The sequence below is a fragment of the Bacillota bacterium genome (genome assembly GCA_013314855.1).
Classification (GTDB): domain Bacteria; phylum Bacillota; class Clostridia; order Acetivibrionales; family DUMC01; genus Ch48.
The window spans coordinates 1-14,302 of record JABUEW010000039.1 but is presented as its reverse complement, the minus strand read 5'-3'; the positions used below and the strand labels follow the sequence as shown (position 1 = coordinate 14,302).

The 14,302-nt window shown below is 33.8% G+C and carries 13 protein-coding genes and 1 pseudogene; 13 read left to right on the top strand and 1 reads right to left on the bottom strand.

Features of this window, described 5'->3' with window-relative positions:
- The first annotated feature begins 3 nt into the window (after positions 1–3).
- The 10 genes and pseudogenes from HPY74_08655 to HPY74_08610 all read left to right on the top strand — a co-directional run bounded on the left by HPY74_08655 (position 4) and on the right by HPY74_08610 (position 10,570).
- Positions 4–924 (top strand): bifunctional riboflavin kinase/FAD synthetase, encoded by a 921-nt coding sequence (locus tag HPY74_08655; GenBank protein NSW90727.1) that lies wholly within the window; start codon positions 4–6, stop codon positions 922–924.
- A 117-nt stretch (positions 925–1,041) separates the two neighbouring features.
- Positions 1,042–2,352 carry an insulinase family protein gene (locus HPY74_08650; protein ID NSW90726.1) on the top strand — a complete coding sequence of 437 codons (1,311 nt, stop codon included), beginning with the start codon at positions 1,042–1,044 and terminating at the stop codon, positions 2,350–2,352.
- A 13-nt stretch (positions 2,353–2,365) separates the two neighbouring features.
- Positions 2,366–3,649 carry an insulinase family protein gene (locus HPY74_08645; protein ID NSW90725.1) on the top strand — a complete coding sequence of 428 codons (1,284 nt, stop codon included), beginning with the start codon at positions 2,366–2,368 and terminating at the stop codon, positions 3,647–3,649.
- Between the two features lie 32 nt (positions 3,650–3,681).
- Positions 3,682–4,764, top strand: a complete 1,083-nt coding sequence (locus HPY74_08640) for a prolipoprotein diacylglyceryl transferase (GenBank protein ID NSW90724.1) — start codon at positions 3,682–3,684, stop codon at positions 4,762–4,764.
- Positions 4,765–4,779: 15 nt separating this feature from the next.
- Positions 4,780–5,943 (top strand): FtsW/RodA/SpoVE family cell cycle protein, encoded by a 1,164-nt coding sequence (locus tag HPY74_08635; GenBank protein NSW90723.1) that lies wholly within the window; start codon positions 4,780–4,782, stop codon positions 5,941–5,943.
- A 129-nt stretch (positions 5,944–6,072) separates the two neighbouring features.
- Entirely contained in the window at positions 6,073–7,404 is a 1,332-nt protein-coding gene (locus HPY74_08630) for an MFS transporter (protein NSW90722.1), read from the top strand.
- A gap of 19 nt (positions 7,405–7,423) precedes the next feature.
- Entirely contained in the window at positions 7,424–8,707 is a 1,284-nt protein-coding gene (locus tag HPY74_08625) for a CCA tRNA nucleotidyltransferase (GenBank protein NSW90721.1), read from the top strand.
- 55 nt (positions 8,708–8,762) lie between these two features.
- Positions 8,763–8,849: pseudogene (locus tag HPY74_08620) on the top strand (NADH-specific enoyl-ACP reductase).
- A 34-nt stretch (positions 8,850–8,883) separates the two neighbouring features.
- Positions 8,884–9,660 (top strand): hypothetical protein, encoded by a 777-nt coding sequence (locus HPY74_08615; GenBank protein ID NSW90720.1) that lies wholly within the window; start codon positions 8,884–8,886, stop codon positions 9,658–9,660.
- Positions 9,641–10,570, top strand: a complete 930-nt coding sequence (locus tag HPY74_08610) for an EamA family transporter (protein ID NSW90719.1) — start codon at positions 9,641–9,643, stop codon at positions 10,568–10,570. Before HPY74_08615 ends, HPY74_08610 begins: the two co-directional genes overlap by 20 nt.
- Here HPY74_08610 and HPY74_08605 read toward each other — a convergent pair.
- Positions 10,567–11,406 carry an SDR family oxidoreductase gene (locus HPY74_08605; protein NSW90718.1) on the bottom strand — a complete coding sequence of 280 codons (840 nt, stop codon included), beginning with the start codon at positions 11,404–11,406 and terminating at the stop codon, positions 10,567–10,569. The two genes, HPY74_08610 and HPY74_08605, sit on opposite strands and share 4 nt — an antisense overlap.
- A 260-nt stretch (positions 11,407–11,666) precedes the next feature.
- Between HPY74_08605 and HPY74_08600 the strand changes: the two genes are divergently transcribed.
- The 3 genes from HPY74_08600 (at position 11,667) to HPY74_08590 (ending at position 14,072) form a co-directional block, all read left to right on the top strand.
- Complete coding sequence (locus HPY74_08600) at positions 11,667–12,839, top strand: aminotransferase class I/II-fold pyridoxal phosphate-dependent enzyme (protein NSW90717.1); 1,173 nt, start codon at positions 11,667–11,669, stop codon at positions 12,837–12,839.
- Positions 12,840–12,892: 53 nt separating this feature from the next.
- A complete protein-coding gene (locus tag HPY74_08595; GenBank protein NSW90716.1) occupies positions 12,893–13,414 on the top strand; it encodes a flavin reductase in 522 nt (173 codons plus the stop codon).
- Positions 13,415–13,631: 217 nt separating this feature from the next.
- Complete coding sequence (locus HPY74_08590; protein ID NSW90715.1) at positions 13,632–14,072, top strand: FMN-binding protein; 441 nt, start codon at positions 13,632–13,634, stop codon at positions 14,070–14,072.
- Positions 14,073–14,302: the final 230 nt, after the last annotated feature.

Genomic DNA, 14,302 nt, shown 5'->3' with positions numbered 1-14,302 from the left:
CCTATGGAGGTTATAAGTAATATTAATAATACATTGTCTACTAAACCATTAGGAGTTGGGTTGGGTAATTTTGATGGGCTTCATATTGGCCACATAACTTTAATTAATGTTCTAATAAATGAGTGCAAACTTCATGATTTACATTCAATGGTCTATACATTTACAAAACACCCTGATAACATTTTAAAGAAAAAATTGGTTACTCCTTTACTAATTACTGTGGAGAAGAAGGCTGAAATACTAAATAATCTGCCTCTTGACTATCTATTTTATGAAGACTTTGATGAGCCTTTTTCCAAACTGGAACCGGAAGAATTTGTGAAGGATGTTTTAGTAGGTAATCTGAACATTAAGCTTGCAGTAGCAGGGTTTGATTATACTTTTGGGTATAAAGGGCGAGGCAATGCCGATTTACTTAAGGAGTTGGGCGAAAAATATAATTTTCGGGTTATAATAATACCTCCAATTAAAGTAAATGATGAAATTGTCAGCAGCACACTAATTCGGGAGTATTTGGCCAGGGGTGATATGGAAAAAGCCTTTTATTTTCTTGGAAGGCATTATTCAATAACAGGTTTAGTGGAATCGGGAAAACGTATAGGGAGTGAACTTGGATTTCCAACGGCAAATATTAGTCCGGAAGAATATCTGCTTTTGCCTGCTTGTGGAGTATATATAACAAAGACTCTTTTGGACGGAAAGTTATATAAAAGTATCACAAATATAGGTACAAATCCAACAATAAAAACCGGAAGTACTAAAGTAAATGTAGAGACCTATATATTAGATTTTAATGAAGATATATACCAAAAACGTATTGAAGTATTTTTTATTAAAAAAATTAGAAATGAAAAAAAATTCAACAATAGGGAGGAACTTGTCCGCCAGATTAAATCCGATGTCTTGAAGGCAAAGTATTATTAAAGTATGATTATATTTTCTTTCAATATGGAAATATTAATAACACATACATAGACTAGCATAACCTGTAAAATCAAGGAAGTGAATGGTTTGGTGGCAGATATACTTGTTGCGGAAGATATACTCAAGGAAGAAAATGCTGAAAGGCTTTGTTCTTTTAATAATATAGAAGTGTATTATATACCTGTTAGAAAGTTTAAAACGATTACTATTAGTTTTTTCTTTATTGATACTCTTTCTAAAGATACTGTTTCAAAAAATGCGTTAGTACCTGCTGTTTTAAGGCGGGGCTGCAAAAGTTACCCCACCATGTCTGACATATCTTTACGGCTGGAAGAACTCTATGGGGGATCTTTTGATTGTGGCGTGGCTAAAAAAGGGGAATACCACGTAATATATTTTCATACCGAATGTATCGCTGAAAAATATGTGGCCGATATGAAAGATTTTTTTAAAAAACCTTTTGAATTGATAGTCGATATTATTACTAGTCCGGTAATTGAAAATGGTATTTTCAAAAGGGAATATGTTGTACAGGAAAAGGAAAGTCTTAAAAGGCTCATTGAAAGAAGAGTGAACGACAAGGTACAATATGCAATAGAAAGATGCTTTGAAGAAATGTGTAAAGATGAGCCTTTTGGAATTTATGATTATGGAGATATATCAGGGTTGAAAGAAGTATCAGAAAGCAGCCTATATGAACATTATAAAAATATTATTGACAATTACCCGTTAAAGGTATTTGTAACTGGAGATGTTCCAATAGAAAAACTGGAATGGATAAAGCAAAACCTTTTAAAAATACGGCACAATGGGGAAAAAGATAATAATAATAATAATAAATATAACGGAGAATATTTCCTTGCTGAAAGTAATAAAGTAGAGGAAGTAAAGCAAGTAACAGAGCACATGGCTGTTAACCAGGCTAAATTGTCTTTGGGTTTTAGAACGAATGTATTACCGACAGAAAAGGATTATTATCCTCTTATAGTTTTCGACAGCATATTGGGGGGAGGAGTGTATTCAAAGTTGTTTCAGAAAGTAAGAGAGGAAGCGGGTCTCGCTTATTATATATTTTCACAATTGGAGAAATTCAAAGGTTTATTGTTGATTACCTGTGGGATAGAGATTAAAGATAGAAATAGAGCTGTTGATATTATATTAAAACAGATTGATAGTATAAAATCAGGCAATATTACCCAGTATGAACATGAATCAGCTATAAAGTCAATTGAAACAGGTATAGGCTTCCTTAAAGATAATCAGTTAAAAATAACCGATTATTATTTTAGTCAAATACTTGCAACTACAAATGACAACTTTCAAACATTGGCAGACAAAATAAAAAGGGTTTCAATAGAAGATGTTATAAATGTTTCAAAAAAAATAGAGTTAGACACAATTTATTTCCTGGCATCAAATGGACAATAGGAGGAAAAGTAGTATTATGCAGGAAACACTTAAATTCGATAAAATAGGCGAGGTAATGCATAAATATAGGCATGATAGTGGTTTAAATGCTTTTGTTATCCCTAAAAAGGGTTATTCAAAGAAATATACTGTTTTTGCTACCCATTACGGGTCAATTAATAATGAGTTTATAGATCCTTATGATAATAATACAATAAAAATGCCTGAAGGGATAGCACATTTTTTAGAACATAAGTTGTTTGACCAGAAAGAAGGAAGTATAATGGACAAGTTTTCTGAACTGGGTTCAAGTCCAAATGCCTATACAAGCTTTAATAAGACCGTTTATTTATTTTCATGTACCGAAAGGTTTGATGAAAATCTTGGATTGCTCTTAAGCTTTGTTCAAAATCCATATTTTACTGAATTGGGTGTGGAAAAAGAAAAAGATATTATTAAACAGGAAATAAATATGTTTAGGGATAATCCGGGATGGAGGGCTTTTTTCAATTTGCTGGAGTCATTATATGTAATGAATCCTGTAAAAAATGATATAGTAGGAAACCACGAAAGTATTGAAAAAATTGACAAAGAGATGTTATATAAATGTTATAATATATTTTACCATCCTTCAAATATGGTTATTTTTGTAATTGGTGATGTGGATGAAGAAAGGGTATTTAACCGGATTGAATCAAGTATTAGCAAAAAGCACAAAATCGGCAAAATAAAGAGGTTGTTTCCTGAAGAACCAAAGGAGATTAATAGAGAATATATTGAAGAAAAAATGCCGGTTGCAACCCCCATATTCCAGATGGGTTTTAAGGATGATACTTATAACTTGAAAGGTGAGGAGCTTTTAATGAGAGAAATTGCAGTAAAAATCCTGCTGGAGATTTTTATGGGAAGAAGCTCACAATTATATAATAAGCTTTATGAAGAAGGACTTATAAATAATACATTTGAGTTTGATTATACTGCTGAGGAAAATTATGCATATTCAACAATTGGTGGAGAGTCAATAGAACCTGGCAAGGTTAAGGAAAAAATAATAGATACAGTTTGCTTTTTGTTAAAAGACGGCCTTAATAAGGAGGACTTTCAAAGGGTTAAAAAGTCTTTATATGGTAAATTAATTCGCTGGTTCAATTCACTGGAAAAAGTTTCAGAAATGTTTATATCCGGATATTTTAAGGGTATTAATATATTTGATTATTTTAATATTTATGATAAAATAAACCTTGAGTATTTGAATCATGTAATGAAAGGGCACTTTAACCTTGACCGGTTTGCCGTGTCAGTTATACAGGGTATATAAAATATGAAACCATTGAAAAAGGGGGATAAAATATGAGTATCATTGAATTTCCAGGACTGTGGGGCTTACGAATACCTGTTAGCAGGGAAGCTTTTTATATATTTGGAAAGCCTATTTACTGGTATGGAATTATTATTGCCTTCGGATTTCTTTTAGCAGTTTTGTTGGCCATAAAGCACAGCAGCAAATATGGAATTGAGCCGGATAATATTATTGATTTGGTATTATATCTTACTCCTGCAGGCATAATCGGCGCACGTCTTTATTATGTGGCCTTCAGTTGGGATGAGTTCAAGGGTAACTTTTTAGATATTATTAATATACGCAAAGGGGGCCTTGCAATTTATGGAGGGATTATAGCAGGCCTTATTGTGGCATTTATTTTTGCAAAAGTAAAGAAAATTAATATTTTAAAACTATTTGATTTTGGCATACCTTACCTTCCCATGGCCCAAGCCATCGGCAGATGGGGCAATTTTGTAAACCAGGAAGCTTACGGCGTGAATACCAGTTTGCCATGGGGAATGACCAGTGATAGCATCAGGAATGAATTGACTATTAATGCTCAAAAGCTTGCACAAATGGGAATATATGTCGATCCATCCAAACCGGTACATCCTACATTTTTATATGAGTCGTTATGGGATTTAGGAGTTTTCTTAATACTTATATGGTACAGAAAACATAAAAAGATAAATGGTGAAGTTTTTTTCCTATATATGATTTTATACGGAATTGGACGGGCATGGATAGAAGGTTTAAGGACAGATAGCTTAATGATGGGAAACCAGAGAATTTCTCAGGTACTTTCACTTGTTTTTGCAATAACTTTTGCTGTTGTGCTTTTTATAAGGAGAAAGAAAACGGCTTTAACCGGTGAAGATGAAGTTGTGGAATTGGGTACAAGCAGTTATGGAGAGATACTGAAAGAATTGCAGAAAGAAAAAGAGGACATGGATGAGATAACGGTCGAGGAAGTGGACGAGATGGGGGATGGGAAAGAAAATGAGATAGAGATTGAGATTGAGATTGAGGAAGAGAATAAGATAGAGGATGAGAAAGAGCGTAAGGAAGCGCCTAAGGATGATACCGGTAAAGAAATTACCGAAAGATAGGGACAGAGGGTGTTTATGTATTTTATTGAAAAAATTAAAGGGGTTAATTATCTTAAGCAATTTGATTACATTTTATTTATAAGTGTGCTTATACTTTCTATAATAGGGCTTGTAGTTTTAAACAGCGCAACCCTTTCCATGCCCGGCGGCGGAAGTATAATGAAAACACAAATTGTTAGTGTAATTATTGGTGTAATTGCTTCACTGGTAATTAGTGCCTTTGATTACAATAACTTCAAATCTATAGCATTCATCTTGTATCTTGTTTCTATTGGCTTACTTATGCTTGTGCTCTTCATAGGAGTAGGTTATAAAGAAGTGGGTAGCAATAGTTGGATAATTATACCTGTAATAGGAGGCTTTAGCATTTCTTTTCAACCTGCAGAATTATCAAAAATTACATTGGTTATTCTACTTTCAGCTTTCCTTGAAAGAATAAAAGAAGGACAGGAAGTTAATAAAAATATAATAAAACTTATTATTTACTTTCTTTTAATGATAGGATTAATAATAAAACAACCGGATTATGGTATGGCAATAGTTTTCTTTATAGCCTTTTTTATAATGATCTATATTTGCGGAGTTAAATATAAGCACATATTTATTGCAGTAGGAACTTTACTCTTCACTACACCATTTTTATGGTTTTTTACCTTGAATGAACAAAGAAAAAAGAGAATACTGGAATTTATTTCTCCCGGTTTTGACCCTGGAGGGGCAAGTTATCAGTTAGACAGGGCACAAATAGCTATTGGTTCGGGACGAATCTATGGTAGCGGTCTATATAAAGGTATACAGACACAGACGCCTCCGCATATTGGAGGTGTCCCCGTAAGGGAATCGGATATGATTTTTAGTGTTATTGGAGAAGAACTTGGTTTTATAGGTTCAGTCCTGATAATAACATTAATACTGTTTATCATATTAAGATGCATCCATGTTGCAAGGAACTCAAGGGACTATTATGGTTCTTTTTTAGTGGTAGGTTTAACCGGCATGTTGGCATATCAATCTTTGCAGAATATTGGCATGTGTTTGAGATTGCTTCCGCTAACAGGCCTTCCTCTTCCTTTTATCAGTGCCGGGGGCAGTGCTATGGTAACAAATTACATTTCTATAGGAATTGTATTAAGTGTATCCATGAGAAGAAAAAGGGCGATGTTTTCGAATCAGCAGTAATTTTATATTCTGATGGTGAAGGGTTGTAACAAATATTTTTGCTTGCTATTCCTTAATGATGCAATTATAATTATATTGTTACTGAGTTATGGTAGGTTTATAGTTAATATTGAATAACGTGAGGTCTTGATGAATATAAGGCTTAAAACATTAATCGATTCGCTTTTGACAAAGCTGAAGTTGCTTATAGGTTATGATGCAACCGACGAAAAAGCCATAAGCCGTAAAAATATTGCTCTTGCCTCTTATGCTGCAGAGACTACAAACAATATGATAGGAGGCATTTTTTTAACAGGTTTTTTGCTTCTTATGAGAGCTGATGACTCGTTTATGGGATTAGTTACAATGGCAGGCCTTGTCGGTAATATGTTTCAGGTATTGTCGCCACTTTTGCTTGAAAGATTTGAGAGCAGGAAGAAAATATTACTTATCGGCAGGGGGATAATTTATTTCTTTAACATTGTAGTTATAGGGTTTATACCATTTCTGAGCTCTTCTGATAATATAAAACTTACAATAATAATATCAGTAATATTACTGCTAAATATTGTTAATGCAATTTTAGCCCCAGGGTTTAGTATATGGCATATAAAAAGCATACCTGATGAGGTGAGAGCCAAGTTCTTTTCCTTTTACAGGGTTACCAGTGGTATAATAGTATATTCCGTAATATTAATCGGCAGCGGCATTGTTGATTATTACAAAGTATTCGGCAATGAGTTGAAAGGCCTTTTAATCTTAAGGATTGTGGCTGTTATTACAGCTTCAATAGATTTGTACTTGTTGTCCAAAGTTAAGGAATACTCAAATAAAAAGTCAGATATTCAGGTTAATCTGATTAATATATTTGTAAGCCCCTTCAAGGAAAAAAAATACCTAATAACAGTCCTAATTGCTTGTTTGTGGAGTTTGTCAGCAAATATACCGGGACCTTATTTCAGCATATATTTATTAAAAGACTTGAATGTCAACTATTCCTATTTAAATTTTATAAACATGTTAAACATACCTGTATTAGTATTTTTTACACCCGTATGGTCAAGAATAATCAGGAAAACGTCTTGGTTCAAGGCTCTACATATGTCAATGGGCCTATACGTACTATATTATATAGGCCTTTCTTTTGTAACTAAAGACACATTAATTTTATACCCTGTTTCTACAATATATGCTTTTACCATTGCTGCAGGAATAAATCTTACTTTTTCAAATATACCTTACATAAATATTCCTGAGGGCAACCAGACAAATTATATCGGCTTTTATGCGGCAATGAATAATTTGGCTGCTTTTATAGGAGTTTTACTGGGAAAGGAGTTTATCCGCCTTACAGAAGGATGCAGAATTATGTTATTGGGAATAGGAATGCAGAATAAACAATATATTCTTTTACTTACTGCCGGTATAATGCTAATATCTACATACATAATATTTATATTGCAGAAAAAAGTCCAGAAATGAAGGGTGTGGTATACAGGAAATGGACAGTGTAAATGCCAATTTACCAGAAGAGGCGAAATATATTATTCGCACATTAAATGAGAATCATTTTGAAGCTTTCCTGGTAGGGGGGTGCGTGAGGGATATTCTGATGGGTATGGAGCCTAAAGATTGGGATATAACAACAGACGCTTTGCCGGAACAGGTTAAGGCTTTATTTGACAAAACTGTTGATACTGGTTTAAAACATGGTACAGTAACCGTTATAATTGGAGAGCAAAGTATCGAAGTTACGACTTTTAGAATTGAGGGTAAATACTCAAACCATCGCAGACCGGATAAAGTGATTTTTACATCCTATTTGGAACAGGATCTTGGAAGAAGAGATTTTACAATAAATTCAATAGCATATCATCCTGAAAAGGGTTTTATTGACCCTTTTAATGGAATAGAGGACATTGAAAAAGGTGTTATCCGTGCGGTCGGTGACGCAGATAGAAGATTTGAAGAAGATTCTTTAAGAATGTTAAGAGCTGTACGTTTTGCTGCTCAATTAGACTTTAAAATAGATCCGGGTGTTATGGAGTCAATAAAAAACAAAAAAACCCTTATAAGTAAAATCAGCAAAGAGAGAATCAGAGATGAGTTAACAAAGATACTTGTATCGCCTAACCCTTCCAAATTCATTTTTTTAAAAGATTTAAGTATATTGGCTGTTGTTTTGCCGGAGTTGAACAAATACTCCTTTGATAAAATTCAGCATATTATAGGTGGAGTCGAAATTATTAAAAATGACCCAATATTAAGGTGGACAATGCTTCTTCGTGAAGAAAGTAAAGATTCTGCTAATTATATTTTAAGAAATTTGAAATTTGATAACAATACAATTAAGAAAGTATGTAGACTTATAGAGTTTCATCATATAAATATTGACCCTGTACCAAAATGTGTAAGGAGGGCAGTAAGCATTGTTGGGGAAGATATATTTCTTGACCTTACAAAAATTATAGAAGCAGTTTTAAAGGCTGAAATAAACAATTGTAATGGCAGGTTGAAATCCTTTGCAGATAATGAATATTATGGAGAGGAGATTAAAAAAGTTAATACTGTAAGGCACATTTACTATAATGCTAAAGAGAAAGGGGAATGTATGAATATTAAAGATTTAGCTGTTAGTGGCAGTGATTTAATTAACATAGGATTTAAAGAAGGAGAGCAAATAGGTAAAATATTAAGCCGACTTTTGGAGGCTGTTATTGAAAATCCTGAAATGAATAAAAAGGAAGAGCTGTTAAAATTTGTAGCTAAATTCCTTCAAAAGTAACAATAAAATAACCTCTTGTATATATATGTAGAGTTATGCTATTATGAATAAAGCAGCATTATTCCTATTAAGTGATTTATCAAGGGCAATTATGGGGGAAGTTATTTATGTAGATTGTGGTTTTAATATAATGGGAATATAAGGATGTAAATGTAAAGGAGGAGAGGTATATAGGTATGAAAGAGCTATTTGTTTTCGGAACAAATTTAACGGATGCATACCATAAGTCTATACTGGCTTTGTACTATGAGGGCGAAATCTCCAATTGTCCTGATTATAATCAACTGCAGAAAGAATGCAGTATGACCATAGTTGTAGAAAAACCACTGACAGAACCCATGATTAGTAAATTGTTTATAGGAGGACATTCAGACCTGGAACAATACAGACAGGAAGTTATAGATGGAATACTTGATTTCAAGATTGGTCAGGGCTGGGACTATACATATCATGACAGAATTTTCAAACAAATGCCCTTTATATACAATGAATTGAAAAGAAATCCCGATAGCCGCCGTGCTGTTATTGATGTAAGAGACTGGAAGGTGGATACAAGGCCTGATAATACAAGTCCTGCATGTTTGCAGCATATTCAGTTTTTTATAAGAAATAATAATCTGCACATAAAAGTTTTAATGCGTAGTAATGATGCTCCGAAAGCAACATTTATGAATATGTTTGCATTTATAATGCTACAAAAAAAGATTGCAGATGAATTAAGTGTTGGTATGGGAATGTATACTCACAGAGCAAATTCTTTCCACTGTTATGAAAGAGATTTTAAGCTTCTTGAGAGTTATGTGAAAAGTATAGAAAATGGTGATAATATAACATATGAATATGAAACTTTTTATAAGGAGCTTATGGAAGAAAGCAGACCGGAAATTGAAAAGAAAGTGCTTCAATTAAAAGATAATTTAAAGGATGTTTATGATGGAAAATCTGTTTTCTGATAATAAAAATATAAGCAGGTCAGTTGCAATTGCCCTGCTGGTATTAGTAGCTCTACTTTGGAGTTCCGGGGGACTTTTAATAAAACTTATATCATGGAATCCTATTGCTATTGCAGGGTTCAGGAGTGCTGTTGCTGCGCTGTTTATACTTTTGATAATAAAAAAACCTAGAATTACATGGTCTTTCCCACAGGTAGGAGGGGCTATTGCATATGCTTTGACAGTAATAAGTTTTGTAACAGCCACAAAACTGACTACTGCAGCTAATGCTATTTTACTCCAATATTCAGCTCCTATATATGTTGCTGTATTTGGAGCTTGGTTTTTGAAAGAAAAGGCAAAATTGCTGGATTGGATAATAATTTTTTTTGTAATAAGCGGTATGTTCCTGTTCTTTTTAGATGAACTTAGTATGGATAATCTTTACGGCAATCTTCTTGCCGTATTCAGCGGTCTTTGCTTTGCTGCTCTGGCAATCTTCATGCGCAAGCAAAAATATGGATCGCCCCTTGAATCAGCTTTCCTGGGAAATATTGTTACAGCAATAATAGGGCTACCCTTTATGTTTAACACTGAAAAGCCTGATTTAACAGGTTGGTGTATGTTGCTTGTCTTAGGAATATTCCAACTAGGCCTTTCTTATATACTGTATTCTGTCGCCATCAAACACGTTACAGCATTGGAGGCAACTTTAATAACGGTCTTAGAACCTATTTTGAATCCATTATGGGTGTACTTGTTTACAGGTGAGGCTCCGGGTAAATGGGCTATGGTAGGTGGCTTCATAGTGTTGATATCAGTCACTGTGAGATGTATAATATCAGCTGTTAGACCAGATATAACAACAATTTCGGAAGAAAAGCCATCAGAAGAATCATCTATCGGTGAGATAGTTTCCGAGAGGTACTAATAAAGTTTTGATACTACATATTCAACAAACCTTGCAGGTACCAACCTTTTGCAAAATACAATTATTTTGTATTTAATACCTACTACAACCCTTACAGGAGGGTTTTTTTTGTTTAATATTTTTACAATAGCTCTTGCCACAGCCTCAGGTGTGGGGCCTGTTGTTTCATCTTTTATCATGGTATTTAAAGACTTAATAAATCGCTCTTTATATATTGAACTTTCATTTGCCCGATTGACAATCTTTCTGTTGGCGGTAAATCCTGTTTTTGTATCTCCGGGCTCAACCAACACCACATTTATACCGAAAGGTTTTAGTTCAATACGCAAGGCTTCCGACATTGATTCTAAAGCGTATTTGCTTGCACTATACATTGATTGGAAGGGAATAGATATTAAACCCGCAACAGAGCTGATGTTTATAATTAGTCCACTTTTATTTTTTCTCATAATAGGAATAACATTACGGCACATTCTCAATACGCCAAAGAAATTTGTGTCAAACTGTTCATAAGCTTCCTCATGACTAGTATCTTCAACAGCACCTGCAATTCCAAATCCTGCATTATTAATTAATATGTCAATCTTACCTTCCTTTCTCAAAATGTAGTCTACAGCTTTTTTAATTGAATCTTCCGACCTGACATCTAACTGGACCATTTCAATAAAACCTTTTCCATCCTCGGAATCATTGGCAACTACTATATTTTTCTGTATTGGGTTTCGAGAAGTACCATATACCCTATATCCTTTTTTCATAAGTGATAGTGCTATACATTTTCCTATTCCTGAAGATGCACCGGTTATCATGACAGTATTACCATAAATCATTTTCATTCTTTACCTCCAACGACAAGTTATTCTCAGTATCAGTATAAGTATTCTAACAAGTATATTTTATCAGTATTATACATCCTTTAATTTAGAAATACAAACAATAAAATAAAATAAAAAGTATAGAAAACAATAGAAAACAAATGCCAAAATTCATTTTTTATGATAAAATATTCTTGGCCTGTACTATCTATATTATTAATAATACTATAACACAGCAACTTTTATTAAGGCTAATACTAATCAAAGGAGAGAAACAAAATATGGATATCTTTCAAAAATGTTTTAACTATACCGATGCGAAAGAAGCTATGAAGGCAGGGATTTACCCATATTTTCATGTATTGGAAACATGTCAGGACACAGAAGTAATAATTGAAGGAAAAAGAACAATAATGATTGGGTCTAATAATTACCTGGGACTTACTTCAGACCCTAGGGTCATAAAAGCTGCCAGGGAAGCATTAGAAAAATATGGGACTGGTTGCTCAGGTTCACGTTTCCTCAACGGTACCCTAAGTATCCATATTGAACTTGAAAAACGCCTGGCTTCATTTGTAAAAAAAGAAGCGGCACTTACATTTAGCACAGGGTTTCAGACTAATTTAGGGATAATTTCAGCTATTGCAGGAAGGAATGACTATATAATTTGTGATAGTGAAAACCATGCAAGTATAGTTGATGGTTGCAGGCTTAGTTTCGCTAAAACAATTAAATATAATCATAATGACATGAATGATTTAGAAAGAGTATTAAAAAATATACCGGATACTAGTGGTAAACTGATAGTAACTGATGGTGTATTCAGTATGGGAGGAGATATTTGTAATCTCCCTGAAATAGTGAGGTTAGCCGAAAAATATGAAGCAAGAATAATGGTAGATGACGCTCATGGCTTAGGTGTATTAGGTGAACATGGGCGGGGCACGGCAGAACATTTCGGACTAGAAGATAAAGTAGACATTATAATGGGGACTTTCAGCAAATCTCTAGCAAGCCTTGGCGGTTATATAGCTGCAAGGGAAGAAGTAATACATTATGTTAAACATGTTTCCAGGCCCTTTATCTTTAGTGCTTCAATCACACCTGCTAATGCTGCTGCTGCTCTTGAGGCCTTGAATATACTTGAATCTGAACCTGAACGTGTTAGAGCCCTTTCAGATATTGCAAATTATATGCGGGAAGGCTTCAGAAAGCTTGATATTCCGATTGGCGATTCCCAAACTCCAATTATACCTGTAATGACTTGGGAAAATGAAAGGACATTTGTAATAACTAAAATGCTTCTCAACGAAGGCGTTTATGTAAATCCTGTTATTGCACCTGCAGTAAAGCCGGGCCAATGCCTGTTAAGGACCAGCTACACTGCAACTCATACCAAGGAACAACTTGATTATGCCCTTGGTGCATTTGAAAGGGTTTTCAGCAAAATCTAATAAGAAAGTATAAAATAAATATTATGATTAAACAATTTGAGGTGATGATAGCAATGATGAATGAGTTCATAGAAATAAGACCAGAGCAAATACAGGAAAATGTTTTTAAATTAATAGGTTCTGATTGGATGCTTGTGACTGCAGGTACTAAGGATAGCTATAATACTATGACTGCAAGCTGGGGAGGATTAGGTGTACTGTGGGGTGAAAACGTATCCTTTTGCTTTGTAAGACCACAACGTTATACTTTTGAATTTATAGAAAAACATAGGAACTTTACATTCTCGTTTTTTGATGAAACATACAGAAAAGTCCTCCAGTTTTGTGGTTCGCATTCAGGTAGGGATGTTGATAAAGCAGCAGCTACCGGACTTACTCCTGTTGAAGAAGATGGGGTTGTATACTTTAATGAGGCACGGCTTGTAATAGTATGTAAAAAAATATATTATCAGGATATAGTGCCGTACAACTTTTTAGATCCCGAAATCGATAAAAATTACTTAAAAAAAGACTATCACCGCATGTATATCGGCAAGGTTATTAAATGCCTCACTGGACGTAGCGTTGTTAAGTAAAAGTGGGAAGTGACATGAAAGAAGTGAAAAGTTTGAACTACCTCTAAATTCTAACTTTTCACTTCCAGCTTCTAACTTCTAACAAATGATTTTATATCAATAACTCCTTCTTTTGATTAAAAATAATCAGATAATAACAGTATATTTTTATTAATTACATATAAAAATAAGAACAAAGAATAAAATAATACTTTTGTTAAAAAGAGGAGGACAAGATATGAAAAGAGTTTTCAGACTTTTTGCAATAACAGTACTTATTATTATTTTAACTTCATGTACTGCTATTAACCAAATGCCTAATGAAGGACAAAAGACAGGGGAAGAGGAAGTCCGGTATAAGGACGGTACATTTGTAGGAGTAGGAGATAAATGGCAGTATGGAAATGAAGATGCAACAGTTGTAATAAATGATGGAAAGATTAGAAGTATAAACTTAAGACGATTGGACACTGAAGGAAATGAAGTGGATTATGATAATTGGACTGGAAAGGAAATTAACGGCAAATTGTATCCTAATTTGAAAAAGTTTAGGAAAGATTTGGCAGATGCGATGATTGAAAAACAAACATATGAAGTAGATGCTATAAGTGGAGCTACAGTTAGTTCCGAAAACTGGAAACTGGCAGTTAAAAGGGCTTTGGAAAAGGCTAAGAAGTAACTTGATTGTAATAATTTGAATGTACAGAGATGAAGCACGAATTTAAAAGAAAGAGAAAACAAGAGTTATAGAGAGTAGCAAAAAAATATTTTCGCAAAACCGAGTTGGACACGTACAAGATTAGTATTGTATAGTAGACTTGGGGGAGGTAGGTAATCAAGTCATGAACAATACTAATAGAACATTTTCAGGTAGGACATTTAGTCCTGAAGATATAGAAATGATAAAAT

Coding starts and splice junctions, on each gene's coding strand:
- HPY74_08625 (NSW90721.1), top strand. CDS start 7,424: ATGGACAGTGTAAATGCCAATTTACCAGAAGAGGCGAAATATATTATT.
- HPY74_08630 (NSW90722.1), top strand. CDS start 6,073: ATGAATATAAGGCTTAAAACATTAATCGATTCGCTTTTGACAAAGCTG.
- HPY74_08635 (NSW90723.1), top strand. CDS start 4,780: ATGTATTTTATTGAAAAAATTAAAGGGGTTAATTATCTTAAGCAATTT.
- HPY74_08590 (NSW90715.1), top strand. CDS start 13,632: ATGAAAAGAGTTTTCAGACTTTTTGCAATAACAGTACTTATTATTATT.
- HPY74_08595 (NSW90716.1), top strand. CDS start 12,893: ATGATGAATGAGTTCATAGAAATAAGACCAGAGCAAATACAGGAAAAT.
- HPY74_08615 (NSW90720.1), top strand. CDS start 8,884: ATGAAAGAGCTATTTGTTTTCGGAACAAATTTAACGGATGCATACCAT.
- HPY74_08600 (NSW90717.1), top strand. CDS start 11,667: ATGGATATCTTTCAAAAATGTTTTAACTATACCGATGCGAAAGAAGCT.
- HPY74_08610 (NSW90719.1), top strand. CDS start 9,641: ATGGAAAATCTGTTTTCTGATAATAAAAATATAAGCAGGTCAGTTGCA.
- HPY74_08605 (NSW90718.1), bottom strand. CDS start 11,406: ATGAAAATGATTTATGGTAATACTGTCATGATAACCGGTGCATCTTCA.
- HPY74_08640 (NSW90724.1), top strand. CDS start 3,682: ATGAGTATCATTGAATTTCCAGGACTGTGGGGCTTACGAATACCTGTT.
- HPY74_08655 (NSW90727.1), top strand. CDS start 4: ATGGAGGTTATAAGTAATATTAATAATACATTGTCTACTAAACCATTA.